Annotated in this window: 28 protein-coding genes and 1 riboswitch; of the genes, 18 read left to right on the top strand and 10 right to left on the bottom strand. The window is 64.7% G+C overall.

Annotation, left to right across the window (positions count from 1 at the left end; all coding sequences use genetic code 11):
• Positions 1-67 precede the first annotated feature (67 nt).
• Positions 68-226, bottom strand: a riboswitch (FMN riboswitch).
• A gap of 405 nt (positions 227-631) precedes the next feature.
• Together IF809_RS11180 and proC are read left to right on the top strand one after the other, a co-directional pair.
• Positions 632-1,132: a type III secretion system chaperone family protein gene (locus IF809_RS11180; protein WP_128968356.1), complete on the top strand. Its 501-nt coding sequence runs from the start codon at positions 632-634 to the stop codon at positions 1,130-1,132.
• A 192-nt stretch (positions 1,133-1,324) separates the two neighbouring features.
• Positions 1,325-2,149, top strand: coding sequence for a pyrroline-5-carboxylate reductase (gene proC / locus IF809_RS11175; protein WP_128968357.1), 825 nt, complete (start codon positions 1,325-1,327; stop codon positions 2,147-2,149).
• A 3-nt stretch (positions 2,150-2,152) separates the two neighbouring features.
• Here the strand turns inward: proC and IF809_RS11170 are convergent, their stop codons facing one another.
• From IF809_RS11170 to IF809_RS11155, 4 genes are all read right to left on the bottom strand, one after another.
• Entirely contained in the window at positions 2,153-2,545 is a 393-nt protein-coding gene (locus tag IF809_RS11170) for a thioesterase family protein (RefSeq protein WP_453993242.1), read from the bottom strand.
• 133 nt (positions 2,546-2,678) lie between these two features.
• Entirely contained in the window at positions 2,679-2,882 is a 204-nt protein-coding gene (locus IF809_RS11165) for a tautomerase family protein (protein ID WP_025033847.1), read from the bottom strand.
• Between the two features lie 121 nt (positions 2,883-3,003).
• Positions 3,004-4,524, bottom strand: a complete 1,521-nt coding sequence (hisS, locus tag IF809_RS11160; protein WP_453993244.1) for a histidine--tRNA ligase — start codon at positions 4,522-4,524, stop codon at positions 3,004-3,006.
• A gap of 135 nt (positions 4,525-4,659) precedes the next feature.
• Entirely contained in the window at positions 4,660-5,742 is a 1,083-nt protein-coding gene (locus IF809_RS11155) for a branched-chain amino acid aminotransferase (RefSeq protein WP_453980569.1), read from the bottom strand.
• A 337-nt stretch (positions 5,743-6,079) separates the two neighbouring features.
• Here IF809_RS11155 and IF809_RS11150 point away from each other — a divergent pair, with 337 nt between their 5' ends.
• From IF809_RS11150 to IF809_RS11140, 3 genes are read left to right on the top strand one after another with little or no spacing between them, the layout of a single operon-like run.
• Complete coding sequence (locus IF809_RS11150) at positions 6,080-6,619, top strand: MarR family winged helix-turn-helix transcriptional regulator (protein WP_244659346.1); 540 nt, start codon at positions 6,080-6,082, stop codon at positions 6,617-6,619.
• Entirely contained in the window at positions 6,616-7,347 is a 732-nt protein-coding gene (locus tag IF809_RS11145) for a response regulator (protein ID WP_128968362.1), read from the top strand. Before IF809_RS11150 ends, IF809_RS11145 begins: the two co-directional genes overlap by 4 nt.
• 19 nt (positions 7,348-7,366) lie before the next feature.
• Positions 7,367-8,755: an ATP-binding protein gene (locus tag IF809_RS11140; protein ID WP_128968363.1), complete on the top strand. Its 1,389-nt coding sequence runs from the start codon at positions 7,367-7,369 to the stop codon at positions 8,753-8,755.
• A gap of 13 nt (positions 8,756-8,768) precedes the next feature.
• On the opposite strand, the gene IF809_RS11135 is transcribed toward IF809_RS11140, so the two are convergent.
• Genes IF809_RS11135 through IF809_RS11120 form a run of 4 tightly spaced genes read right to left on the bottom strand, consistent with a single transcriptional unit; the run spans position 8,769 to position 10,389 of the window.
• On the bottom strand, positions 8,769-9,137 hold the full coding sequence (locus IF809_RS11135) for an HAD-IA family hydrolase (RefSeq protein WP_462837646.1): 369 nt from the start codon (positions 9,135-9,137) through the stop codon (positions 8,769-8,771).
• On the bottom strand, positions 9,083-9,496 hold the full coding sequence (locus IF809_RS11130) for an HAD family hydrolase (RefSeq protein WP_462837603.1): 414 nt from the start codon (positions 9,494-9,496) through the stop codon (positions 9,083-9,085). The genes IF809_RS11135 and IF809_RS11130 overlap by 55 nt, the downstream gene beginning before the upstream one ends.
• Positions 9,497-9,507: 11 nt before the next feature.
• Entirely contained in the window at positions 9,508-10,038 is a 531-nt protein-coding gene (locus IF809_RS11125; protein WP_128968365.1) for a DUF3617 domain-containing protein, read from the bottom strand.
• A 45-nt stretch (positions 10,039-10,083) separates the two neighbouring features.
• Positions 10,084-10,389 carry a hypothetical protein gene (locus IF809_RS11120; protein WP_128968366.1) on the bottom strand — a complete coding sequence of 102 codons (306 nt, stop codon included), beginning with the start codon at positions 10,387-10,389 and terminating at the stop codon, positions 10,084-10,086.
• Between the two features lie 181 nt (positions 10,390-10,570).
• On the opposite strand from IF809_RS11120, the gene IF809_RS11115 reads away from it, so the two are divergent.
• The 4 genes from IF809_RS11115 to IF809_RS11100 all read left to right on the top strand — a co-directional run bounded on the left by IF809_RS11115 (position 10,571) and on the right by IF809_RS11100 (position 13,325).
• The gene (locus IF809_RS11115; RefSeq protein ID WP_128968367.1) at positions 10,571-11,032 is read left to right on the top strand and encodes a hypothetical protein; all 462 of its coding nucleotides are present in this window, start codon (positions 10,571-10,573) and stop codon (positions 11,030-11,032) included.
• A gap of 120 nt (positions 11,033-11,152) precedes the next feature.
• Entirely contained in the window at positions 11,153-11,857 is a 705-nt protein-coding gene (locus IF809_RS11110) for a ribonuclease T2 family protein (protein ID WP_128968368.1), read from the top strand.
• A 127-nt stretch (positions 11,858-11,984) separates the two neighbouring features.
• Positions 11,985-12,845 carry a 23S rRNA (adenine(2030)-N(6))-methyltransferase RlmJ gene (locus IF809_RS11105; protein ID WP_128968369.1) on the top strand — a complete coding sequence of 287 codons (861 nt, stop codon included), beginning with the start codon at positions 11,985-11,987 and terminating at the stop codon, positions 12,843-12,845.
• A 264-nt stretch (positions 12,846-13,109) separates the two neighbouring features.
• Positions 13,110-13,325, top strand: coding sequence for a cold-shock protein (locus tag IF809_RS11100; RefSeq protein WP_008544396.1), 216 nt, complete (start codon positions 13,110-13,112; stop codon positions 13,323-13,325).
• Between the two features lie 86 nt (positions 13,326-13,411).
• On the opposite strand, the gene IF809_RS11095 is transcribed toward IF809_RS11100, so the two are convergent.
• Entirely contained in the window at positions 13,412-14,035 is a 624-nt protein-coding gene (locus tag IF809_RS11095; protein WP_462837602.1) for an outer membrane protein, read from the bottom strand.
• A gap of 251 nt (positions 14,036-14,286) precedes the next feature.
• On the opposite strand from IF809_RS11095, the gene uvrC reads away from it, so the two are divergent.
• The 9 genes from uvrC to IF809_RS11050 all read left to right on the top strand — a co-directional run bounded on the left by uvrC (position 14,287) and on the right by IF809_RS11050 (position 23,019).
• Positions 14,287-16,347, top strand: a complete 2,061-nt coding sequence (gene uvrC / locus IF809_RS11090; protein WP_128968371.1) for an excinuclease ABC subunit UvrC — start codon at positions 14,287-14,289, stop codon at positions 16,345-16,347.
• 94 nt (positions 16,348-16,441) lie between these two features.
• On the top strand, positions 16,442-17,059 hold the full coding sequence (pgsA, locus tag IF809_RS11085; RefSeq protein ID WP_128968372.1) for a CDP-diacylglycerol--glycerol-3-phosphate 3-phosphatidyltransferase: 618 nt from the start codon (positions 16,442-16,444) through the stop codon (positions 17,057-17,059).
• Positions 17,056-17,307, top strand: a complete 252-nt coding sequence (moaD, locus tag IF809_RS11080; RefSeq protein WP_128968373.1) for a molybdopterin converting factor subunit 1 — start codon at positions 17,056-17,058, stop codon at positions 17,305-17,307. Before pgsA ends, moaD begins: the two co-directional genes overlap by 4 nt.
• Positions 17,308-17,310: 3 nt before the next feature.
• Positions 17,311-17,793: a molybdenum cofactor biosynthesis protein MoaE gene (locus IF809_RS11075; protein ID WP_453993255.1), complete on the top strand. Its 483-nt coding sequence runs from the start codon at positions 17,311-17,313 to the stop codon at positions 17,791-17,793.
• A complete protein-coding gene (gene prmB / locus IF809_RS11070) occupies positions 17,793-18,752 on the top strand; it encodes a 50S ribosomal protein L3 N(5)-glutamine methyltransferase (RefSeq protein ID WP_462837601.1) in 960 nt (319 codons plus the stop codon). Before IF809_RS11075 ends, prmB begins: the two co-directional genes overlap by 1 nt.
• A 78-nt stretch (positions 18,753-18,830) precedes the next feature.
• Entirely contained in the window at positions 18,831-19,415 is a 585-nt protein-coding gene (locus tag IF809_RS11065; protein WP_462837600.1) for a phage holin family protein, read from the top strand.
• A gap of 1 nt (position 19,416) precedes the next feature.
• Positions 19,417-20,553, top strand: coding sequence for a YihY/virulence factor BrkB family protein (locus IF809_RS11060; protein ID WP_462837599.1), 1,137 nt, complete (start codon positions 19,417-19,419; stop codon positions 20,551-20,553).
• Positions 20,554-20,688: 135 nt separating this feature from the next.
• The gene (locus IF809_RS11055; protein ID WP_462837598.1) at positions 20,689-22,149 is read left to right on the top strand and encodes an EAL domain-containing protein; all 1,461 of its coding nucleotides are present in this window, start codon (positions 20,689-20,691) and stop codon (positions 22,147-22,149) included.
• 15 nt (positions 22,150-22,164) lie between these two features.
• Positions 22,165-23,019: a TIGR01459 family HAD-type hydrolase gene (locus tag IF809_RS11050; protein ID WP_128968378.1), complete on the top strand. Its 855-nt coding sequence runs from the start codon at positions 22,165-22,167 to the stop codon at positions 23,017-23,019.
• Positions 23,020-23,111: 92 nt separating this feature from the next.
• Here IF809_RS11050 and IF809_RS11045 read toward each other — a convergent pair whose 3' ends face one another.
• Positions 23,112-23,507 carry a response regulator gene (locus IF809_RS11045; protein ID WP_008567674.1) on the bottom strand — a complete coding sequence of 132 codons (396 nt, stop codon included), beginning with the start codon at positions 23,505-23,507 and terminating at the stop codon, positions 23,112-23,114.
• Between the last annotated feature and the right edge of the window lie 21 nt (positions 23,508-23,528).

The following is a 23,528-nucleotide window of genomic DNA, read 5'->3' as shown; positions in this document are numbered from 1 at the left end:
CTCTTCGGGACCAGAATCAGGGCATACGGAACGACAAACAGCCGCATCTTGCGATGCGTCTGCCACCGACCGTTCTCTTTCATCCGGACTTTAACCGTCGGCTTCGGAGTTGCACCGAATCTGCTGACCCCTCCCGTCGGAATAAACCCTGGGGAAGGCGCTCGCGGGCTTGGGCCTTTCGACCCTTACCGCCGGTGGGGACTTTCACCCCGCCCTGAGAACATCGGCCGCCCGGGATTGAGCGACCTGACTGGAAATATCCGCCGGTCCGGAGCAGCAAGCAAGCGTGTTCCGCAGGCCAAAACCGCATGGTCCCATGCCGCAGGGGCGGTGCGGCCCCCGCGCGGCGGAATTCACGATCGGCGGCTTTCGGGAATCCGATTCCGATTTGTTCTCGTTCGTTAACGATTGTGGCCGAGATGAGCTGTGGACGAACGAGTCCTGGCTTGTGGACGGACTCGGGACCCGGTTGCGCAGATTCCGCAAATCACATCACTTGATCCGCGACAGGCCGCGCCGGTCGGAAGGAGATCGCGAAAGCGAATCCCGAGATCGACGACGTTAGGGAGCGCGCGCCGGACCCAACCGCGTGCGTATCAAAGACAACAAGAAGGCAAGAGGTCGAGACGGCATGTCCCTGCTCGAAGGCAATATCGATTCCCGAAATCACCCGCTCGCGGTGGTGGAGGATATCGCTGCCAGCAATAACTGGCCGTTCGAACGTTCCGGCGAGGACGAGCTGACCATCGTCTCGAAGGGACAATGGACCGACTACCAGATCTCGTTCACCTGGATGGGCGAGATCGAAGCGCTGCATCTGGCCTGCGCCTTCGACATGAAGATTCCCGTCGCGCGCCGCGGCGAAGTGCAGCGGCTCGTCGCCGCGGTCAACGAGCAATTGTGGATCGGCCATTTCGATCTCTGGACCAACACCGGCATGATCATGCATCGCCAGGCGCTGGTGCTGCCGGGCGGCCTCACCGCCTCCACCGCGCAATGCGAAGCCATGCTCGCCGGCGCCATCCACGCCTGCGAGCGCTACTTCCCGGCGTTCCAGTTCGTGGTGTGGGCCGGCAAGACCACCGCGCAGGCGATGGACGCCGCCATGTTCGATACGGTGGGCGAGGCGTAGCCGCGCCTCACCCACAACTTCATCCCGGACGAGCGCAGCGAAGATCCGGATCCATACCGCGCGATGCCGCTTGTGGCACAACGCTTGTTGCTCTGCCATCCATCCACTAGAACCAGCTGTGGTTATGGGTCCCCGCCCCCCGTGCGCAATTGCGCACTAGGCGGGGACCACAGCGGACGTGTGGCAGCAGCGATGACAACCAATCCCCTCCAAGACATCACCGGCACTATCCTGCTCGCCGGCGCCGGCAAGATGGGCGGCGCGATGCTGAGCGGGTGGCTGGCAGGCGGGCTCGACCCGCGCCGCGTCGCCGTGGTCGAGCCGCATCTGTCACCCGAGATCAGCGCGCTGGCAGCCAAGGGCGTCGCGCTCAATCCGGATGTGACGGCGGCGGGCACCGTCGAGACGATGATCGTCGCGGTGAAGCCGCAGATGTTCCGCGAGGCCGGCGCTAAGCTGAAATCGTTCGTCTCGGAGACGACGTCCGTGGTCTCGATCATGGCGGGAACCACGATTGCTTCGCTCCAAGAGGTCTGCGGCGGCGCCGTGGTGCGGGCGATGCCGAACACGCCGGCGGCGATCGGCCGCGGCATCACGGTGGCCGTCGCCGCGAACAACGTCAGCGCGCGCCAACGTGCGGTGGCCGACGCGCTGCTGCGCGCCACCGGCTCGGTCGAATGGGTCGAGGACGAAGGCCTGATGGACGCGGTGACCGCCGTGTCGGGCTCGGGGCCGGCCTATGTGTTCCTGCTGGCCGAGGAGCTGGCACGCGCCGGCGTGGAAGCGGGATTGCCGGAAGCACTGGCGACCAAGCTCGCGCGCGAGACGGTCGCGGGCTCCGGCGAGCTGCTGCACCAGTCGGATCTTCCCTCGGCGACCCTGCGCCAGAACGTCACCTCGCCGGGCGGCACCACCGCCGCGGCGCTCGCCGTGCTGATGGGCGAGCCGGGCCTGCGCGACCTGATGATCCGCGCGATCGCAGCGGCGACCAAGCGGTCGAAGGAATTGGCCAAGTAGCGGCTATGCACCGAGCCGCTTGTTGAACATCTCGACATTGACCAGCCCGCGCGCATGGCGGCCTTCGCCGAGCTTGCGCGTGTCTTCGAATGCCTCGACCTCGAACCGGATGACCCGCCGCTCGACCGCGATCACTTTCGCAGTGGTCCGCACCGTCGCGCCGATGAGCGCGGCGGCGAGATGGCGGATGTCGACCTCGGTGCCGACCGTGACCCAGCCCGGCTGAAGTGCCGGCCGGATCGCATCGCCAGACGTCATCTCCATTTCCAGGATCATCATGGGCGTCGCATAGACCATCGGCATGCCGGGCACGAAGTGCCCGACCGTGCGCTCGGCCGGCACCACCAGGGTGCGCTCGGCGCTCATGCCGATCTTGATGAAATCACGTGCGTCCATGGTGCTTGCTCGTCATTCCGGGGCGCGCGAAGCGCGAACCCGGAATCCAGAGATTGTCGATCGAGATTCCCCGATGCGCAGTTGCGCATCGTGGTTCAGCCCTGACGGGCTGCCCCGGAATGACGCTAACGCGTCACTTCTTCGCCGCCGCAGCGCGCTCCACGAAGGTCTTGCCGCCCTTCATCTTGTGGCGGAGCGGGGCTTCGTTGATCTGGATGACGACGGCATCGGCGTCGACGCCGAGATTCTTCACCAGTGCCTGCGTGATGTCGCGCATCATGCCGGCCTTCTGCTCGTCGGTGCGGCCTTCGGCCATGCTGATGGTGATCTCAGGCATTTTGTTCCTCCCTCTTCGCTCTCCGTCATGGCCGGGCTCGTCCCGGCCATCCACGTTCTTCGCCATCAAACAAGACGTGGATGCCCGGGACAAGCCCGGGCGTGAGGACGCCAGTGAATGGCTAGCCCCACTTTACGTCATGGCGCGCCAACACCTCGCGCACCTTCGCGACGAGATCGGCTTCGCTGCAGGAAAACTGCGCGGGGCGCGTCTCGCGCCATTCCTGGTTGGAGGCGATCGCGGCCGCGGCCTTGGCGCCCTCGATCAGATCCTTGACCTGCACCTCGCCGCGCGCCTTTTCGTCCGAACCCTGGATGATCACGCAAGGCGAGTTGCGGCGGTCGGCGTATTTGAGCTGGTTGCCCATGTTCTTGGGATTGCCGAGATAGAGCTCGGCGCGGATGCCGGCGCTGCGCAAGCTGGCTACCATCTTCTGATAGTCGGCAACGCGATCGCGATCGAACACAGTGACGACCACTGGGCCGAACTCGGGCTTGGTATTGAGCTTGCCGAGCAGCGTCAGCGCAGCCTGGAGCCGCGACACGCCGATCGAGAAGCCGGTCGCCGGCACCGGCTCGCCGCGGAAACGCGAGACGAGACCGTCGTAGCGCCCACCGCCGCCGACCGAGCCGAACCGCACGGGGCGGCCCTTTTCGTCCTTGGTGTCGAGCAGCAGTTCCACTTCGTAGACGGGGCCGGTGTAATATTCGAGACCGCGCACCACCGACGGATCGATCTTGATGCGGTCCGCGCCGTAACCCGATGCTGTGACCAGCTTGGCAATCTCCTCCAGCTCGCTCACGCCGGCCTGACCAACCTCGCTCTTGGCGAGGTAGGTCTCAGCGGCGGCGATCGCCTCTTTCCAGTCCTCGCGCGGCTTGGTGATGGCGAGAACGACATCGGCCTCCGCCGCACTTAGATTGGCGCCTTTGGTGAAATCGCCCTTGCCTTCTTCGCCACCGTCCCATCGTCCGGGGCCAAGAAGCTTGCGCACTTCGTCGGCGGAAAACTTGTCGAGCTTGTCGATCGCGCGCAGCACGGTCAGCCTGCGGCCCGCGTTCTCCTCGCCCGCAAGCCCGATGGCTTCGAGAACGCCGTCGAGCACCTTGCGATTGTTCACCTTCACCACATACTGGCCGCGCGCAACGCCGAGCGCTTCCATCGTGTCGGCCGCCATCATGCAGATTTCCGCATCCGCCGCCGGCGTCGCCGAGCCGACCGTATCAGCGTCGAACTGCATGAACTGGCGGAAGCGGCCGGGGCCGGGCTTCTCGTTGCGGAAGACATAGCCGACCCGGTAGCTGCGGTAGGGCAGGACCAGACCATCGGTGCCGTAGCGCTCGCCGACATAGCGCGCGAGCGGCGCGGTCAGGTCGTAGCGCAGGCTGATCCACTGCTCGTCGTCGTCCTGGAACGAGAACACGCCTTCGTTCGGACGGTCCTGGTCGGGCAGGAATTTGCCGAGCGCGTCGGTATATTCCATCGCCGGCGTCTCCACCGGCTCGAACCCGTAGAGCTCGTAGACGGCGCGGATCTTCTCGACCATCTCGCGCGTCGCCCGGATCGCCGCGGGATCGCGATCCTCGAGTCCACGCGGCAGACGCGCCTTCAGTTTCTGGGGTTTTTTGGGTTTTTCGGCCATGCGGGCGTTTACCAGCCGCGGCGCGGGGCGGCAACCATTGCGGCCATCATCCCGGGGCGATGCGATGCATCGAACCCGGAATCTCGAGATTTCGGGCCTGGTCCTGCGGACCATCCCGGAATGACTGCATCAGCCTCAAAACACCTTGCGGATCCAGTTGTGCGGATCGTTGGTGCGGCCGTACTGGATGTCGACGAGCTGCTTGCGCAGGCCCATGGCGACGGGACCGGCGGCACCGCCCGAAATCTCGAAATCACCGCTCACCGAGCGCACCTTGCCGATCGGGGAGATCACGGCCGCGGTGCCGCAGGCGAAGGCTTCCTTCAGCCTGCCGGAGGCCGCGTCCTTGCGCCACTGGTCGAGCGAGTACGGCTCCTCGCGCACGGTCTTTCCGGCATCGCGGGCGAGCGCGATGATGGAGTCGCGGGTGATGCCGGGCAGGATCGTGCCGAGCGGCGGCGTCGAGAGCGAGCCGTCGTCGAACACGAAGAAGATGTTCATGCCGCCAAGCTCCTCGATGTAGCGGCGCTCGACCGCATCGAGGAACACGACCTGATCGCAGCCGTGCTGGATCGCTTCGGCCTGGGCGCGCAGGCTCGCAGCATAGTTGCCGCCGCATTTGACGGCGCCGGTGCCGCCGACCGCTGCGCGCGTGTAGTTCTCGGAGACCCAGATCGAGACCGGGGCGGGGCCGCCCTTGAAGTAGGAGCCGACAGGCGAAGCGATCACCGCGAAGATGTATTCCGACGACGGCTTGACGCCGAGGAAGGTCTCGCTCGCGATCATGAAGGGCCGCAGATAAAGGCTGCCCTCGCCGCCCGGCATCCAGGCGCGATCGATGCGCACCAGCTGCTCGACCGCCTCGATGAAGACGTCCTCGGGCAGTTGCGCCATCGCCATGCGATCGGCGGAGTCCTTGAAGCGACGTGCGTTGGCATCGGGGCGGAACAGGTTCACGCCGCCGTCGTCACGCTTGTACGCCTTGAGACCTTCGAAAATTTCCTGGGCGTAGTGCAGGACGGCGCCGGCCGGATCCATCTGGAAGTTGGCCCGTGCCTCGATCTTCGCCTCGTACCAGCCGCCCTTGGCTTGGTTGTAGCGGACCACAGCCATGTGATCGGTGAAGACCCGCCCGAAGCCGGGGTCCACCAGCTTGGCGACGCGGTCCTTCTCGGGTGTCGGATTGGATGCGGGCTGGATGTCGAATTTCATGCTCATGTCCTTGCCTCCCGCTGCCGATGGCGGCGCTGTTCTGGCGCCCCCTGCCCGTTTTCGGGCCCGGCTGGCTCGATGTGGTTTCTGGCTGGACCGCCGCCAGCCTTGTTACGGCCGGTTTCCGTGGCCAGCATGTCGCCTGAGGACATGCTTTTGCGGAAGGCGGAAGTCCAGTATGTTTTGTCGAAATGCCGCTCGACAATCGCACGGTAGATCTGATCCGGCCGTCGCCGCCTGTCCGGCACCTTCCGGCCGCTCTTGGAAATGCACCCGCCGTGAAACGACCTAAAATTTCGTGCGGCTCGATCGTTTTGTAACATTGAACCCAAGATACGTCAATATGCCTGACATAAATTTCGCGACTTCCTCTCAGGACGCTGCCGCGTCACGGCCGGCAGCAGGCGATGGAGGCAATTTGCGCTGGGATATCATCGAGCTGCTGTTCTTCGCCTATCGCGATTTCGTCGGCGATCCCGACCAGGAGCTGGAAGCTTTTGGCTTCGGCCGGGCCCATCACCGGGTCATGCACTTCGTCTATCGCTACCCCGGCCTGAAGGTCGCCGACCTCCTCGATGTCCTGCGCATCACGAAACAGTCGCTCGGCCGGGTGCTCAAGCAGCTCCTGGACGAGGGCTATATCGTGCAGAAGACCGGCGACAACGACCGCCGCCAGCGGCTGCTCTACGCGACGCCGAAGGGCGAAGCGCTGGTGCAGAAGCTCGCCGGTCTCCAGACCACGCGGATCACCAAGGCGCTCGCCGAGATGGCGCCTGGTGACGCCGAGACCGTCAAGCGCTTCCTGCGCGCGATGATCGACCGCGACGATCCCGACAAGGTGCTCGAGACGATCTTCGCCTCCGTCAATGAAGACAAGGAGTGACCGTGCCGCTCGCTGCCACGCTCGCCCGCACGCCGGCGCAACCGGCCGACGACGCCCCGCATCTCTTGCTCGTCGACGACGATCGACGTATCCGCGATCTGCTGTCGCGCTTTCTCGCCGCTGAAGGCTATCGCGTCACCACGGCCGCCAGCGCCGGCGATGCCCGCGCGAAACTGCTCGGGCTGCATTTCGACTTGCTGATTCTCGACGTCATGATGCCCGGCGAGACCGGCTTCGATCTCGCCCGGTTCATCCGCACATCCTCCTCGGTGCCGATCGTGATGCTGACGGCGCGGCACGAAGCGGAGGCCCGCATCGAGGGCCTGCAGATCGGCGCCGACGATTACGTCGCGAAGCCGTTCGAGCCCCGCGAGCTGGCGCTGCGCATCAACAACATCCTCAAGCGCGCCGCGCCGCCGGTCCAGACGGTGGCGGTGGAGAAGATCGCGTTCGGCCCGTACGTCTATCATCTCGATCGCGGCGAATTGCGCCAGGGCGAGGAGGTCATCCACCTCACCGACCGCGAGCGCGAGATGCTGCGCATTCTCTCGGAAACGCCGGGCGAGACCGTGCCGCGCAGCGCGCTCACGGGTAACGGCAGCGTCAACGAGCGCGCCGTCGACGTGCAGATCAATCGCCTCAGGCGCAAGATCGAGACCGATCCCGCCAATCCGCTGTTCCTGCAGGCGGTGCGCGGCATCGGATACCGGCTCGTGGCCTTGCCATAGATCAAGTGAAGCGCGCTAGATGAGCACGATCGATACCGGCCTGACGCTGCTCAAGAGCGCCGCCGGCCGCGTGTCCGCCGCCAATGGCTGGATGGGCAATGCGTTCAAGGGCTGGATGCCGACCGGCCTCTATGCCCGCGCGCTCCTCATCATGATCGTGCCGATGGTGATCCTGCAGTCGGTCGTTGCCTTCGTGTTCATGGAGCGGCACTGGAACACGGTGACACGCCGACTGTCGGCCGCTGTCGTGCAGGACATCGCCGCGCTGATCGACGTCTACAAGGGTTATCCGCAGGACAAGGACCGCGACCAGATCCGCCGCATCGCCCAGCAGCGCCTCGGTCTCGTGGTCGATTTCCTGCCTCCCGGCGACATGCCGCCGCCGGGGCCCAAGCCGTTCTTCTCGCTGCTCGACCAGACGCTGTCGGTGCAGCTCGGTCGCCAGATCGGGCGCTCGTTCTGGATTGACACGGTGGGTCGCTCGAACCTCGTCGAGATCCGCATCCAGCTCGACGATGCCGTAATGCGCGTGTTCGCGCAGCGCAGCGCCGCCTATGCCTCCAACTCGGAGATTTTCCTGTTCTGGATGGTCGGCACGTCCTCGATCCTCCTGATCGTCGCCGTGCTGTTCCTGCGCAACCAGATCAAGCCGATCCTGCGGCTTGCCGACGCCGCCGAAAGCTTCGGCAAGGGTCGCGAGGCACCGAACTTCAGGCCCAGGGGCGCGCGCGAGGTGCGGCGCGCCGCGGTCGCCTTCCTCGAGATGAAGTCGCGCATCGAGCGCACCATGGAGCAGCGCACCGCGATGCTCGCCGGCGTCAGCCACGACCTCCGCACTATCCTCACCCGCTTCAAGCTCGAACTGGCGCTGATCGGCGATAGTCCCGAGCTCGAGGGCATGCGCAAGGACGTCGACGAGATGTCGATGATGCTGGAAGACTATCTCGCCTTCGCGCGCGGCGATTCCGGCGAGCAATCGCAGCCCACCGACATGGCGCAGGCGCTCGAGGAATTGCGCAGCGACGCCGAGCGCCATGGCCATACCGCGACGGTGACATTCACCGGCCTGCCGGTGGTGACGGTCAAGCCGGCCTCGTTCAAGCGCTGCCTCGCCAACCTCGTCACCAACGCCGCGCGCTACGGCAAGGCGATCGCCATCTCCGGCCAGCGCGACCATCGTTATCTGACCGTGACAGTGGACGACGACGGCCCCGGCATCCCCGCGCATTTGCGCGAGGAAGTGTTCAAGCCGTTCCTGCGGCTGGACAACGCCCGCAACCAGGACGAAGGCGGCACGGGCCTTGGCCTTGCCATCGCCCGCGATATCGCCCGCTCCCACGGCGGCGACATCACGCTGAGCGACAGCCCGATGGGGGGCTTGAGGGCGAGCGTGAGGATACCGGTATAAGCGGCGACGGGCGTCAGCCGACCTGCAGCCGGTCAGCGAGCTCAATGAAGCTGGTCGCATAGATGTCGAACCAGCTTTCCGGCGACACATCCGGCGTGGCGTCAGGCCCGAACTCCAATGGGCGCGGCACGAAAGCCGTCTTCATGCCGAATGCGCGCGCAGCTTTCAGATCGTATTTGTGGCAGGCGACCATGAGGATCTGATCCGGCCGATAGCCGAGATAATCGACTGCGAGCTGATAGACCGCCGACGAAGGCTTGTAACTTCTCGCAAGCTCCGCCGTCAGGATCGCATCGAACGGCAGACCGGCGTTCTTCACCAGTGCGATCACGCTGGCCATGCCCGCATTGGAGAGCGTCGCCGTGCAAAATCGCCGGCGCAGTCGGGCCAGGCCTCGACGGCATCCGGCCAGGGATCGAGCTTGGTCCAGACGTCGTTGAGCTCGTCACGCTCGGCCGTCTTGAAGCGATCAGACAGGCCGCGTGTCTCGATGAGCCTGTCCAGCGCTTCCCGATAAATGCGATCGACCCGCAACCAATCGCGACGGCCGGCGATCACGGCGTCCATCGATGCGCGATAGAGCTCGCGCCATTCCGTGGACAGGGCCGCCCAATCGATCTCGAGACCCTTGGCCGCGTTGATCGCGGCGCCCGCGCGCATCACGGGCTGATAGAAATCGACACAGGTGCCCTGGACATCGAAGGCGATGGCCCTGATCTCGGCCGCTCGATCGGAACTCACTGTCGCACCACCTATTTCGGCAGCAACGCCTTCAGCTTGTCGACGTCGCGCACGTTCATCTTGAAGCCGCCGGGCATCACGATGTCGCCGGGTTTCTGCTCCGGCTTGCAGGCGCCGAGCCATTTCGCCTCCAGCGTCATGGTGGTGTCGCGCCCCGCGGCCCCTGCCGCGCCGCCTTGCGCGTGCGAGGAGGTCTTCACCGTATAGGCCGAGTTGAAATCGCCCGTGATCTCGGCGTGCGAGGTGGTGTTGATGCCGGCGACGCTGCACTCGGAATCGCTGACATAGCCAGTCGCCGTCTTCTTGACCTCCTGCTTGGCACAGACCTGCTTGGCCATCGGCGAGATGTTGTTGCTCATTTCCTTGTCGACGCTCTCGTCGGTGCAATGCTGCATGGTCATCTCCGGCATCGCCGAGCCTGATCTGACCATCTTCATTTCCCACAGACCGGCCTTGCGCACCGGCAAATCGTCCGCGAGAGCGCTGCCGACGGACAACACGAGGCAAACGACTGATCCGAGCACAGCAAGCTTGCGCGTCATGGGAGAGCCTCCTGGCTGAGATGGAGCTGTCGTCCCGACAACGCCTCAGTACAGCGTGCGGATCGGCCGGTCGGCGGCGCCGTAGGGCACCCAGCGGCAGGCAAAGGAGATGTAGCCACCCTCATACGCCTGCACCGCGAGGAATTTCGCCACCTTCCCGTAGCGCGCACAATGATCGACGGCGACCTGCCGCGCATCGACCTGCGTCGCCATCGAATAGGCGATGATGCCGCCGGTGTCGTTGCCCTTGATGGGCGGCACCGGAAGGATGTCGGCGCGCGCCGGTTGGCTCGCCATCATCCCCGAAACAACCAGGCTGGCAAGAAGGCCCGCGGCCGCAATGATTCGCATTCCCGTCACTCCGTTGATGGCCGGCAGTTTACGGTGCCGGCGCGGCGGTGAAAAGAACGGAAGGCCGCTCGGCTGCGACGTTGTGATCAACTCCTGGCCAAGTGTTGCCGCGCTGCACTTGACCTCTCCCGACCTTCGCGGCACCGTCCTACCCTCGCAAGACCAGCTGTCCGGATTGCCCATGCGCGCCCCCTTCCTGAAATCGCTCCGCTTTGCCGCCGTTCTCGGCCTCATGTTCGGAGCGCTGTCGCTCGGCGAGGCCAAGGCGGCCAATCCGCTGGAGCTGAACTTCTGGCTGAGCGGACCGCGCTATGACGGCGCCGTTGCCGATTGCGACAAGGCGCTGCCGACGATCGCCACCCAGTTCTGGGAAAAGGAAAGCTCGTTCTGGAATTCGCCGTTGAAGATCACGGGCTTCGCCGCCGTTCACGAAGTCGCGTTCCGGCCCTGGGCATCCGACAACATTCCGCGCCGCTACTGCACCGCTGACGCCATGCTCACCGACGGTAAGGTGCGGAAGGTGCATTTCTCCCTCGTCGAGGACGGCGGCTTTGCCGGCTATGGCAATGGCGTCGAATGGTGTGTGGTCGGGCTCGACCGCAACTGGGCCTACAACCCGTCCTGCCGCGCCGCCAAGCCCTAAGCCGAAGAATTTGATTCGAGGCCGATCCAGCAGCAGATCGCCGATCCGCTCAAATTTTGTTCTTGAAATGTTCTTGTTGGCTGCTAGGCTGATTGCACAGTCTAGTTGAGAGGCGTTGCCATGGTTCACTTTAGATTGCGTTCGTTCTCCCGTCTCGTGACTCTCCCCCTGGTTCTTGCCGCCGGGCTGATCGCGCTGGCTGGCGGCGCGAAGGCGCAGGACAAGCGACAGAACGCGCCCGGAGAATTTGATTTCTACGTCCTGTCGTTGTCATGGTCGCCGTCCTTCTGCGAAGAAGCCGCCGAACGCGGTCGCGGCGGCGGGCGCTCGAACATCCAGTGCGAGGGACGCCCCTATTCCTTCGTGGTGCACGGGCTGTGGCCGCAATATGAGAACGGCTTTCCGGAGTATTGCCAGCGGCCCTCGCCGCGGCTCAACCGCAGCATCGTTTCCTCGATGCTCGATTTGATGCCGGCGCCGGGCCTGATCTTCAATGAATGGGACAAGCACGGCACCTGCTCCGGGCTTACAGATCGCAACTATTTCGAGACCATCCGCAAGGCGCGCGCGGCGATCAAGATCCCGGCCGAATATCTCGACCTGTCGGAGACCAAAACCGTGGCGCCGGGTGAGGTGGAGGAAGCCTTCATCAGGGCTAATCCCGGCCTGAGCAACGCAGCCGTCTCGGTCACCTGCAACCGGACCCGGCTCTCCGAGGTCCGCATCTGCCTCAGCAAGGACCTGCAATTCCGCGCCTGCGAGGAGCTCGAACGTCGCTCCTGCCGCCGCGACCAGGTGACGATGCCGCCGATCAGGGGTGGTTAGCTCCTGCTTCGTCATTGCGAGCGCAGCGAAGCAATCCAGACCGCCTCTGCAGCAAGATTCTGGATTGCTTCGCTGCGCTCGCAATGACAAGGGGATGGGATCGCGCAAGACAACGTGGTCCCCGATCATGAACTACCGCCACGCCTTTCACGCCGGCAATTTCGCCGATGTCATCAAGCACATCGTGCTGGCCCGCATCCTCACTTATCTGCAGGACAAGCCGGCCGCCTTCCGCGTCATCGACACCCATGCAGGCGCCGGCCTCTATGATCTCGACAGCGACGAGGCGCGCCGCGGCGGGGAGTGGCTCACCGGGATCGCCCGGCTGATGCAGGCGCGGCTCTCGAACGAGAGCGTCGCGCTGACCAGGCCGTACATGGATATCGTCCGCGCCTTCAATCCCAAGGGCGAGCTCAAGGCCTATCCGGGCTCGCCGCTGATTGCGCGCGGCCTGATGCGGCCGCAGGACCGGCTGGTCGCCTGCGAGCTCGAGCCGAAGGCGCGCAAGGCGTTGATCGACGTGCTGCGGCGCGACGAACAGGCCCGCGTCGTCGATCTCGACGGCTGGATGGCGCTGCCGGCGTTCGTGCCGCCGAAGGAGCGGCGCGGGCTGGTGCTGATCGATCCGCCTTTCGAAGCCAAGGACGAGTTCGAAAGGCTGGGCGAGGCCTTCTCCACCGCCTTTGCGAAATGGCCGACCGGTATCTATGTAATCTGGTACCCCGCCAAATCCAGGCGCGCCACCGACACGCTGGCGCAACTCGTGGCGCGCGCCGCAGCTGCAGCAAAGCCGCAGGGCAAATGCCTGCGTCTCGAATTCAGCGTGGCGCCGCAAGCCGACGGCGCGGCCCTCACCTCGGCCGGGCTCCTGATCGTCAATCCGCCCTACACGCTGCAAGGCGAGCTCAAGACCATCCTGCCGGAGCTGGAAATGCCGCTCGGCCAGGGAGGTGCTGCCAGATTCCGATTAGAGGTGCCCAAGCCTTAACGTGAGGCCGTAACACTCCGGCATTCTTGGGAAAAATATGCAGGGGCGGTAGTCAATCTGCAAAGAACCGTATTATGCTGTTTCCGTGACTGGCTTTACGTTCCGCTTCCGCGAATGGTTGCGGCGGAGTGAAGGCCTAAGAAAGATCCAGTCGGACCGATGAGGTCTGCCCAAGGATGGCCAGCTCCCGGGCTTCGTAATGCCCGGTCATGTCGCGGCGCGCGTCTGCGTTGCGACGGAGGAGCAATGAGGGGGAGTTTCCCGATGGCCATGACGGGAACGGTCAAGTTCTTCAACGGCGAACGCGGCTACGGTTTTATCAAGCCTGACGACGGCGGTCGCGACGTCTTCGTTCACATCACCGCTGTAGAGCGAGCGGGACTGAAGGACCTTGCCGAAGGACAGCGTATCACATTCGAAGTCGAACCGGACAAGAAGGGGAAGGGCCCGAAAGCGGTCAATCTCGTGATCCTTTCCTAGCGGACCTGTCTCCAAACAATCGGCGCAAAAAAGTCCCGGCCGCGAGCGGCCGGGAGGTTGTAGTCCGGTACTTTCTTATTTGGCTATCAGAAGTGATAGTTCACGCCTGCACGCACAATGCTGGCGCTATAGCCGTTTGACACGCCTGTAATCGCGAACTGGCTCGTCGACAGATCGACGTAGAGATATTCGAGCTTGGCGCTCCAGTTCGGCGCAAGGCCGACTTCCGCGCCGACGCCGGCGGTCCAGCCGGCCGTGGTGTGCGACTCCGTCCAGCCGAAGGTCTGCGCGCGCAGCTCGCCGAAGGCGAGGCCCGCGGTGCCGTAGAACAGCACGTTGCTGAAGGCATAGCCGGCGCGGCCGCGCAGGGTGCCGAACCACGGATTGGAGAACTTCCAGGATGCGAACGTATCGTCGGCACCGGCGGCCTGGATATCGCCTTCGACGCCGAAGACCCACGGGCCGTTCTGGAAATTGTAGCCGGCCTGCACGCCGCCGACGAAGCCGGAGGGCTTCACGGACGTATTGCTCACCGAGCCCCATTCATAGCCGACGTTGCCGCCGAGATAGGGACCGGCCCAGCTATAGGCGTTGAGCGGCTGGTTGACGGTATAGGGCGCACGCTGCCCGTAATTGAGATCGGCGGCCACTGCCGAAGCTGTCCAGCCGGCTGCAGCCAACGCGGCTGCGCCCACAACGAGCCTCTTCATCACACACTCCAACGCAACTGCCGCAACGCCTGCGATGCCCGCGCCGCCGCGCCAGGCAGGACCGCTTGGTTACGGAACCACCATCTTTTCGCGTAGGATTTATCGAGAGTTTTAAGTTAAAGGCCTGTTAAGACCCGTTACCGCGCTGTTAACAGACTTAAGGAAGCGTTACCGGGAACTGCGCGCACCGTCCTGTGCGCGCGGCACGGCCGGAACTTCAAATCGGTCCCCCCAGCGCCTAAATTCGCTCCATGGTTCACGATTCCTCCGACAATCCGGACGACGCGCGTACCGGCAAATCGCCGCACGCCGCGAAAGCCGATGCCGCCCTCGAAGGGCTGTCCCCGCCCGACCTCGATCCCGCCGCCGGCGGCGAGGAGGAGGATGAAGCGCGGCTGCCGGACATTCTGGAAGAGAGCGGCGCGATCGGTGCAGAGCCGCTGGCGAGCGGTCACGAGGCAATCGAGCGTGCGGTCCGGCTCGCGCCGACCTCGCCCGGCGTCTATCGCATGCTCAGTGCCAACGCCGACGTGCTCTATGTCGGCAAGGCCAAGAACGTCAAAAAGCGGCTGTCCAGCTACGCGCGCCAGAGTGCGCCCCTGCCCGCGCGCATCCTGCGCATGATCGCGGCCACGGTGACCGTGGAGATCGTCTCGACCACGACCGAGACCGAGGCGCTGCTGCTGGAAGCCAATCTCATCAAGCAGCTGCGGCCGCGCTTCAACGTGCAGCTGCGCGACGACAAATCGTTTCCCTACATCCTGATCACCGGCGACCATTGGGCACCGCAGATCCTCAAGCATCGCGGCGCGCAGACCCGCCCCGGTCGCTATTTCGGCCCGTTCGCCTCCGCCGGCGCGGTCAATCGCACCATCACCGCACTTCAGCGCGCGTTCCTGATCCGCTCCTGCACCGACTCCTTCTTCGAGAGTCGCACCCGGCCCTGCCTGCTCTACCAGATCCGCCGCTGCGCCGGCCCCTGCACCCGTGAGATCGACTTCGGCGGCTATACCACGCTGGTGCGCGAGGCCACCGACTTCCTGTCCGGCAAAAGCCATGCGGTGAAGCAGGAGCTTGCCGGCGAGATGGAGAAAGCTTCCGGCGAGCTCGAATTCGAGCGCGCCGCGCTCTACCGCGACCGCCTCGCCGCACTATCGGCGATCCAGTCGCAGCAGGGCATCAATCCGCGCACGGTCGAGGAAGCCGACGTGTTCGCCATCCACCAGGAGGGCGGCTTCTCCTGCGTCGAAGTGTTCTTCTTCCGCACCGGGCAGAACTGGGGCAACCGCGCCTATTTCCCGCGCGCGGAGAAGAGCTTTACACCCGAGGAAGTGCTGGGGGCCTTCCTCGCCCAATTCTACGACGACAAGCCGCCGCCGAAGTCGATCCTGCTCTCGCACGAGATCGAGGAGATGGAGCTGCTCGCCAACGCACTCTCGATCAAGGCCGGCCACAAGGTGGAGGTCATCGCGCCCAAGCGCGGCGAGAAGAAGGAGCTCGTCACCCACGCGCTGACCAACGCGCGGGAAGCGCTCGGCCGCAAGCTCGCCGATACCGCAACCCAGAGCCGCCTGCTCGAGGCCATGGCCGCGACGCTGAACCTGCCGCATGCGCCCAAGCGCATCGAGGTCTATGACAACAGCCACATCCAGGGCACCAACGCGGTCGGCGCCATGATCGTCGCCGGCCCGGACGGCTTTGTGAAGAACCAGTACCGCAAGTTCAACATCAAGTCGGAAGGGATTACGCCGGGCGACGACTTTGCGATGATGCGCGAGGTGCTGGAGCGCCGCTTCAAGCGCCTGATCAACCCGCCCGAGGAGAGCGCGGCCAAAGCCAAGGACGACGATTTCCCGCAATGGCCCGACCTCGTGATCATCGACGGTGGGCGCGGCCAGCTCAACGCGGTCCGCGAGATCTTCGCCAATCTCGGATTGACCCAGGTGTCGCTGATGTCGGTTGCCAAGGGCCCGGATCGGGATGCCGGCCGCGAGACCCTGTTCATGCCGGAGCGCGAGGCGATCAAGCTGGAGCCACGCGACCCCGTGCTCTATTTCATCCAGCGCCTGCGCGACGAGGCCCACCGCTTCGTCATCGGCTCACACCGCAAGCTGCGCAAGAAGGACATCCGCGAGGCCGGTTTGCAGGAGATTCCGGGTATCGGCCCGTCACGCAAACGTGCCTTGCTGCATCATTTTGGAACCCTGAAGGAGATCGAACGCGCCTCGATCGCCGATCTCGGCAAGGTTCCTGGCGTGAGCGCCGAGAGCGCCCGCAGGATTTTCGACTATTTCCATCCCCAGCCGGGATGAACTAAAGGGGCTGTAGTCATATGGTCGTCGCATGCCGCACCTCAATTGGGGACGGACGGTTGACCTTCTGGCTTGAGCGGTATTGGTAGGACGGATGAACATCGCCACGACACGAGGGACGACCAGCCGCGCGATGTCCCTCCCGAACATCCTGACCTATGGCCGGATCGCGGCGATCCCCGTCGTGGTCGGATGCATCTACGCGCAGTCGATCCTGGATTACCCGTTGTGGCTGCGCTGGGTCGCGGTCGCGATCTTCATCGGCGCGGCGGTAACCGACTATCTCGACGGCTATTACGCCCGGATCTGGAATCAGCAATCGGCGTTCGGCCGGATGCTCGACCCGATCGCCGACAAGCTGCTGGTCGCCTCGTGCCTGCTGATGCTGGCTGCCGACGGCATCATCCATGGCTGGTCGCTGTGGGCCGCCATCGTGATCCTGTGTCGCGAGATCCTGGTCTCGGGCCTGCGCGAATACCTCGCCGCGCTGCGCGTCAGCGTGCCCGTCACCAAGCTCGCCAAATGGAAGACCACGGTGCAGCTCGTCGCCATCGGCTTCCTGCTCGCAGGTCCGGCCGGCGACGAGGTCATTCCCGTGGTTTCGCTGATCGGCCTCGTCCTGCTGTGGGCCTCGGCGATCCTGACCATGTACACCGGCTATGACTATTTCCGCGCCGGCATCCATCACCTCATCAAGGAGGACGAGGGATGAAGGTGAAGTATTTCGCCTGGGTGCGCGAGCGCGTCGGCAAGGCCGAGGAGACCATCGAGCCGCCCGCAAGCGTGCGCACCGTCGAGGAACTGATCGCCTGGTTGTCCGCCCAAGGGGAAGCCTATGCCTATGCCTTCGAGAAGCCGAAGGTGATCCGCACCGCGATCGACCACGCCCATGTCAAGGCGGACGCCGCCATCGCAGGCGCCCGCGAGATCGCGTTCTTCCCGCCGATGACCGGCGGCTAGGCCATGTCTTCCCCTGTCACCACCTGCCCCGTCGCCATCCGCATTCAGGAAGACGATTTCGACATTGCGCGCGAGATCGCGGTGCTGACCAGGAGCCGCACCGATATCGGCGCCGTCGTGAGCTTCTCCGGCATCTGCCGCGCCGATGACGACAGTTCGAAGATCGCGGCGCTCACGCTCGAGCATTATCCCGGGATGGCCGAGGAAGAGATCAAGCGACATGTCGACGAAGCCATGTCGCGCTGGCCGCTCAACGGGGTCACCGTCATCCATCGCGTCGGGCGGTTCATGCCGGGGCAGAACATCGTGCTGGTGCTCACCGCCTCGCAACACCGCCGGGCGGCGTTCGAGGCCGCCGAATTCCTGATGGACTATCTCAAGACGAGCGCGCCGTTCTGGAAGAAGGAAGAGAGCGCCACCGGCACCGGCTGGGTCGAGGCCCAGGCCCGCGACGACGAGGCCGCCGCACGCTGGACCAAATCCTGATGGCAAAAGTTTCGAAAAAGACGACGCGCGGCCGCGCCGCACCCAAGCTCGCCAAAGTCGGGCGCGGCGAGCTGCTCACGCTGATCGATTACGTCCGTTATGCGGTCAGCCGGTTCGTCGAGGCAAAGCTTGCCTTCGCGCACGGCACGACCGATCCGGTCGCCGAAGCCGTCTTCCTCGTCTGCGAGGCCCTGCATCTGCATCCCGACCAGTTCGAGAGCTTTGCCCAGGCCCGCGTCACCGCGGCGGAAGGCAAGACGCTGCTCGACCTCATCCATCGGCGCGTGACGACGCGGAAACCCGCGGCCTATCTCGTCAACAAGATCTACATGCGCGGCCTGCCTTTCTATGTCGATGAGCGCGTCATCGTTCCGCGCTCCTTCATCGGCGAGCTCCTGGATTCGCATTTCGGCGGCGACGGCGAGCCGGGCTCGCTGATCGACGATCCCGCTTCCGTCGAGCGCGTACTCGATCTCTGTACGGGATCGGGATGCCTTGCGATTCTCGCCGCGTATCACTTCCCGAACGCGGCGATTGATGCCGTCGACGTCTCCAAGGATGCGCTCGCGGTCGCCGCGCGCAATGTCGGGGAGCATGGGCTGGACGAGCGGATCACGCTCTATCGCGGCGATCTGTTCGCTCCGCTGGGCGACAGCAAATATGATCTAATCCTCACCAACCCGCCTTACGTCGACGCGGAAGGCATGGCGGCATTGCCGCCGGAATGCCGGGCCGAGCCCAAGCTCGCCTTCGACGGCGGCGCCGACGGCCTCGACGTGGTCCGCCGCATCCTGCGCGATGCGCCCGATCACCTGACGCCGGATGGCGGCTTGCTCTGCGAGATCGGCCGCGGCCGTGAACTGGTCGACGAGGCCTTCCCGGAACTGCCCCTGCTCTGGCTCGACACCGAGGAGTCCGAGGGCGAGGTGTTCTGGATCGCGGCCGCCGATCTCGGCTGATCGCGCGCGCCCGGCGGAACAAGTCAAATTCGGCCACGTTCATCCCCGGCGAATGTCTCGCTCTCGGAGGATGTCCTCATGCTCGCGCCATCGGGCGAATTGCTGCGCGCCGGCATGGCGCTGAAGCTCAACCACGTCAAACGCGCCGCTCAATCCTATTTGCGCGACCAGACCAGCCAGGCCACCGGCAAGGTGACATCTTACGCGGTAGCCGGCGGGCTATTCGCGGTCGCCGGGCTGTTCCTGATCGCCGCATTTTTCGTTGGACTGATCGCCCTCTACCGCTGGGTAGCGATCACTTACGGACAATTCTGGGGTTTTGGTGCCGTCGCGGCCGTGCTGCTGGTGCTCGCCGGCGCCTGCGCCGGGATTGCGATGGCGCAGATGAAGCGCAAGGCAAAGCCGGTCGTTCCGCTTGCCAGCCGTTTGCGCGTGGCGGTCGCGACGCCGCGGATCCCGCGTGGAACGGTCAAACAGGCTGTAAAAGAGGTCGCGACGACAATTCCCCTGGTGCCGCTTGCGCCGGGCGAACGCGGCCGCGGCAAAGCTTGGCCGGTCCGCGCCAACCGCCCCGTGCAGCTTGGCCTGATGCTCGCGGCAATTGGGCTGGCGGGGTTCACGGCGGCGCGACGAAGGCGTCACAGCCAAAGACTGGACGCCTGAATTGCGGCGCTCCGACCAAATCGACTCCCAAATCGACTCCTGGCTGCTGGTCGCCGCCACGGCTGTCTTCGTGCTGAGCGCCGAGCGCTACTTCCAGGAGGCCGGCTTGATCGCGTCGGGGCCTCCGCAAGACCACCGCAACCGCGAGGCAAATTCGCCTGAAACAAACCCGGCACGTGCGGCGACGCAGCCCGGCCATGGCCGGGCTGCGAAAAGCCCCTTCACGATTCCCTGGGCCGGCTGGAAGGATATTTTCTGGCGCACCTATCAACGCATCGGCGACGATCGCCTGCTCGCGACCGCCGGCGGCGTCGTGTTCTTCGGGCTGCTTGCGATCTTTCCTGCCGTGACGGCACTCGTCTCGTCCTACGGACTGTTCGCCAATCCTGCGACCATCAGCGACAACCTCCAGAAGCTGGCGATGATGCTTCCCGAAGGCACCTTCCAGATCGTCCAGGAGCAGGTCGGACGCGTAGTGTCGAAGGGCAATACGGCGCTCGGCGCCACCTTCCTGTTCGGCCTCGTCCTCGCGATCTGGAGTGCCAATGCGGGCGTCAAGTCGATCTTCGACGCTCTCAACGTCGCCTATGAGGAACGCGAGAAACGCAGCTTCATCAAGCTGAACATGGTGTCACTCGCCTTCACGGTCGGCGGCATCGTGGCACTCCTGTTGATGGTGGGAGCCGTCGTCGCTTTCCCGCTCGCACTGGATCACCTCGGCATGGCCCCCGAAAGCAAGCTGATCGTCGCGCTGGCACGATGGCCGCTGCTGTTCCTCATCCTGCTGGTGGCGCTCGCTATCCTCTACCGCTTCGCCCCGAGCCGTGATGCACCGCGCTGGCAGTGGCTGAGCCTCGGCGCGGTGACGGCCTCCATCCTCTGGATTGCGGGCTCGGCGCTGCTCTCCTGGTATCTCTCGTCCTTTGCCAACTACAACGCGACCTACGGCTCGCTCGGCGCCGCGATCGGCTTGATGATGTGGATGTGGATGTCGGCGATCGTCATCATGTTCGGCGCCGAGCTGAATTCGGAGATCGAGCGGCAGACCCTGCGCGACACGACCACCGGACGGCCCAAGCCGCTCGGCAGTCGCGAGGCCGTCTCGGCCGACACGGTGGGCGCCGCTGCTCCGTCTTGATCTCGCAGCTATCCCTCCGAATCAACAATGATGTTAAGCTCGCCTTGCTCAGGGGAGCATGAGGCGCGACGGGTGCGAATTGCGGCCCGTGTTTTCCCGGGTGAGGCAGTCAGCTCTTGAGGCATAACGCGCGGCATGATTCGCATTTCGACGATCTTCATCGCCATCTGCATGGTTCTGGTCGCGGCCTCGCTTGGGCTCGTGCTCTACGCGGTCGCTGGCATCAGTGGAACCGAATCCGCGATCGTGGCGCTGACCGCGCTGACCTTCCTGATCCTCTACAACGCGGTATCGATGCGGCTGCGCGACCGCAGCGACGTCGGCGGCCAGATCGCCGATCTGTCGCGCGGCACGGCCGACCTGGCCCGCCAGGTGGCCGAGTTCGGGCGCCGGTTGGCTGCGATCGAGGGCCGCATCGCCTCGTCCAATTCGGCCAATTCCGACCGTGTCCAGTCGGTGATCGGCGAGATCAACGAGCTCGGCGGATTGGTCAGGCAGCTCGCCGCCACGGTGTCCACGCATGAGGACCTGCTGGCTGGCCATGCGCCGGCGCCCGCTCCGACCGAAAAGCCGGAGCCGGAAGTGCCGGTCGACCTGATTGCACCCTTCGAGGAGCGGCCGGCCGCTCCTCCTCCGCTTCCTGCGCCGCCGCGGCCGACAGCGCCGGCGGCCAAGACCGCGAGCGCCGCTCAGACTGTCATCGGTCGTAACCAGACCCAGATGCTGGCGACGCTGCGCAACGCCATCGACGACAACCGCATCGACATCTTCCTCCAGCCCATGGTGACGCTGCCGCAGCGCAAGGTGCGGTTCTACGAGGCTGTGACGCGGGTGCGCGACGAACGCGACCAATTGATCGCCGCCGAGAAGTTCATCAGCATCGCCGAGGCCTCAGGGCTGATCGGGCGCATCGACAACATGGTGCTGCTGCGCTGTGTTCAGGTGCTGCGACGGCTGATGGTGCGCAATAAGGATGTCGGCGTCTTCTGTAACATCGCGGCGTCAACGCTCGGCAACTCCACCAGCTTCGCTCAATGCCTCGACTTCCTCGAGGCCAACCGGGCGCTGGCGCCGTCCCTGGTGCTCGAGTTCAAGCAATCGACCTTCCGCAGTCTCGGCCCGGCCGAGACCGAGAATCTCGCGGCACTCGCACAGCGCGGCTTTCGCTTCTCGATCGACCATGTCACCGACCTGCGGATCGAGCCGCGCGAGCTCGCCGACCGTGGCGTTCGGTTCATCAAGGTTCCAGCCTCTCTCCTGCTCGACCCGAAGCAGGCATCGAGCTCGGACATTCACCCCTCCGATCTGTCCGATCTTCTGGGCCGCTTCGGCATCGACCTGATCGCCGAGCGGATCGAGGGCGAACGCGCGGTGGTCGACCTGCTCGACTATGACGTGCGGTTCGGCCAGGGCTTTCTGTTCGCCCCGCCCCGGCCATTGCGGCCCGAAGGGGCATCTGCTACCGGCGGGGCCGCGCCGCAACAGGCGCAGGACATTCAGGGATCCAATGGCCCCGGTATACCCAGCGCAGGCACGACGCCTGCCACCCCGTCATCACGCCTCACCGGCAACGCAGCGCTCGCGCGCCGCATCTGATCGGCCGCGCGCGTCATGACCACGCTACATTTCGCACAGAGCCTGCGCGAACTCGTGGGTGGAGTCGAGGTCGTGCTCAGCGACATCTGGGGCGTGGTCCATAACGGTTTGGAATCGTTCCCCGAGGCTTGCGAGGCGCTGCACACCTATCGCAGCCATGGCGGTACGGTGATCCTGATTACCAACGCGCCGCGCCCAGCGGATTCCGTGCAGCGGCAGTTGCGCAAGCTGGGCGTCGCCGACGAAACTTACGACGCGATCGTCTCGTCGGGCGATTTGACGCGGCTCTATGTCGCCGAGCATCCCGGCCGCAAGATGTTCTGGCTCGGTCCCGAGCGCGACAACTCAATCTATCGCGGCCTCGATGCGACGACTGCTCCGCTGGAGGAGGCCGACTACATCGTCTGTACCGGCCTTTATGACGACGAGACCGAGACCGCGGAAGACTACCGCGGCATGATGCTGAAGGCACGCGAGCGCAAGCTCACACTGGTCTGCGCCAACCCCGACATCGTGGTCGAGCGCGGCGACCGGCTGATCTATTGCGCCGGCGCCATCGCAGAGCTCTACCGCGAGCTCGGTGGCGAGGTGATCTTCTACGGCAAGCCGCACCGGCCGATCTACGAACGCGCAATGGCGCTGGCCGGCGAGCGTCAGGGCCATCCGATCGACAGGAAGAAGGTGCTGGCGATCGGCGACTCCGTCCGCACCGACCTGACCGGCGCGCGCGAATTCGGCATCGACTGCTTGTTCGTCACCCGCGGCATCCACGCCGAGGAGTTCGAGGGCCTCGACCAGCTCGATCCCAAGTCGGTGCTGGAATTGTTCGGCCACCCGCCGAAAGCGCTGATGCGCGAATTGAAGTGGTGAACCCCGTCGTTCCAAACCGAACGACGCAGAAAGCAAAAAGCCCGGGACGAGCGCCCGGGCTTTCCAAATTCAGCTGATGGTTTGAAGCGCGCTTACGCGCTCGCCATGTCAGGGAACACAGCCTCGATCTTGGTCTTCAGCGTCGCCGCGTTGAACGGCTTGACGATGTAGTTGTTCACGCCGGCCTTCTTGGCCGCGATCACGTTTTCGGTCTTCGATTCCGCCGTGATCATGATGAAGGGCGTGGTGGCCAGATTGGGATCGGCCCGCACTTCGCGAAGCAGGTCGTAACCCGTCATCGGCTCCATGTTCCAGTCGGAAATCACGAGGCCGTACTTCTTGCCACGCATCTTGTTAAGCGCCGCCGAACCGTCGCTGGCATCATCGATATTTTCGAAGCCAAGCTGCTTCAGCAGATTCCTGATGATACGGATCATGGTGCTGTAGTCGTCCACCACCAGAACCGGCATCGACAAATCAACCGCCATCTCGACTCCCCCAACGCATAC

The organism is Bradyrhizobium sp. UFLA06-24 (assembly GCF_054967145.1).
This window is presented reverse-complemented; position numbering and strand designations above follow the sequence as displayed.

What these genes read in the sequence shown, in the direction of transcription:
- proC (WP_128968357.1), top strand. Translation starts at nt 1,325, where the DNA reads ATGACAACCAATCCCCTCCAAGACATCACCGGCACTATCCTGCTCGCC.
- IF809_RS11155 (WP_453980569.1), bottom strand. Translation starts at nt 5,742, where the DNA reads ATGAGCATGAAATTCGACATCCAGCCCGCATCCAATCCGACACCCGAG.
- pgsA (WP_128968372.1), top strand. Translation starts at nt 16,442, where the DNA reads ATGAACATCGCCACGACACGAGGGACGACCAGCCGCGCGATGTCCCTC.
- IF809_RS11095 (WP_462837602.1), bottom strand. Translation starts at nt 14,035, where the DNA reads ATGAAGAGGCTCGTTGTGGGCGCAGCCGCGTTGGCTGCAGCCGGCTGG.
- IF809_RS11050 (WP_128968378.1), top strand. Translation starts at nt 22,165, where the DNA reads ATGACCACGCTACATTTCGCACAGAGCCTGCGCGAACTCGTGGGTGGA.
- IF809_RS11165 (WP_025033847.1), bottom strand. Translation starts at nt 2,882, where the DNA reads ATGCCTGAGATCACCATCAGCATGGCCGAAGGCCGCACCGACGAGCAG.
- uvrC (WP_128968371.1), top strand. Translation starts at nt 14,287, where the DNA reads ATGGTTCACGATTCCTCCGACAATCCGGACGACGCGCGTACCGGCAAA.
- IF809_RS11120 (WP_128968366.1), bottom strand. Translation starts at nt 10,389, where the DNA reads ATGCGAATCATTGCGGCCGCGGGCCTTCTTGCCAGCCTGGTTGTTTCG.
- IF809_RS11180 (WP_128968356.1), top strand. Translation starts at nt 632, where the DNA reads ATGTCCCTGCTCGAAGGCAATATCGATTCCCGAAATCACCCGCTCGCG.
- prmB (WP_462837601.1), top strand. Translation starts at nt 17,793, where the DNA reads ATGGCAAAAGTTTCGAAAAAGACGACGCGCGGCCGCGCCGCACCCAAG.
- IF809_RS11075 (WP_453993255.1), top strand. Translation starts at nt 17,311, where the DNA reads ATGTCTTCCCCTGTCACCACCTGCCCCGTCGCCATCCGCATTCAGGAA.
- IF809_RS11115 (WP_128968367.1), top strand. Translation starts at nt 10,571, where the DNA reads ATGCGCGCCCCCTTCCTGAAATCGCTCCGCTTTGCCGCCGTTCTCGGC.
- moaD (WP_128968373.1), top strand. Translation starts at nt 17,056, where the DNA reads ATGAAGGTGAAGTATTTCGCCTGGGTGCGCGAGCGCGTCGGCAAGGCC.
- IF809_RS11110 (WP_128968368.1), top strand. Translation starts at nt 11,153, where the DNA reads ATGGTTCACTTTAGATTGCGTTCGTTCTCCCGTCTCGTGACTCTCCCC.
- IF809_RS11065 (WP_462837600.1), top strand. Translation starts at nt 18,831, where the DNA reads ATGCTCGCGCCATCGGGCGAATTGCTGCGCGCCGGCATGGCGCTGAAG.
- IF809_RS11140 (WP_128968363.1), top strand. Translation starts at nt 7,367, where the DNA reads ATGAGCACGATCGATACCGGCCTGACGCTGCTCAAGAGCGCCGCCGGC.
- IF809_RS11105 (WP_128968369.1), top strand. Translation starts at nt 11,985, where the DNA reads ATGAACTACCGCCACGCCTTTCACGCCGGCAATTTCGCCGATGTCATC.
- IF809_RS11055 (WP_462837598.1), top strand. Translation starts at nt 20,689, where the DNA reads ATGATTCGCATTTCGACGATCTTCATCGCCATCTGCATGGTTCTGGTC.
- IF809_RS11045 (WP_008567674.1), bottom strand. Translation starts at nt 23,507, where the DNA reads ATGGCGGTTGATTTGTCGATGCCGGTTCTGGTGGTGGACGACTACAGC.
- IF809_RS11125 (WP_128968365.1), bottom strand. Translation starts at nt 10,038, where the DNA reads ATGACGCGCAAGCTTGCTGTGCTCGGATCAGTCGTTTGCCTCGTGTTG.
- hisS (WP_453993244.1), bottom strand. Translation starts at nt 4,524, where the DNA reads ATGGCCGAAAAACCCAAAAAACCCCAGAAACTGAAGGCGCGTCTGCCG.
- IF809_RS11170 (WP_453993242.1), bottom strand. Translation starts at nt 2,545, where the DNA reads ATGGACGCACGTGATTTCATCAAGATCGGCATGAGCGCCGAGCGCACC.
- IF809_RS11150 (WP_244659346.1), top strand. Translation starts at nt 6,080, where the DNA reads ATGCCTGACATAAATTTCGCGACTTCCTCTCAGGACGCTGCCGCGTCA.
- IF809_RS11100 (WP_008544396.1), top strand. Translation starts at nt 13,110, where the DNA reads ATGGCCATGACGGGAACGGTCAAGTTCTTCAACGGCGAACGCGGCTAC.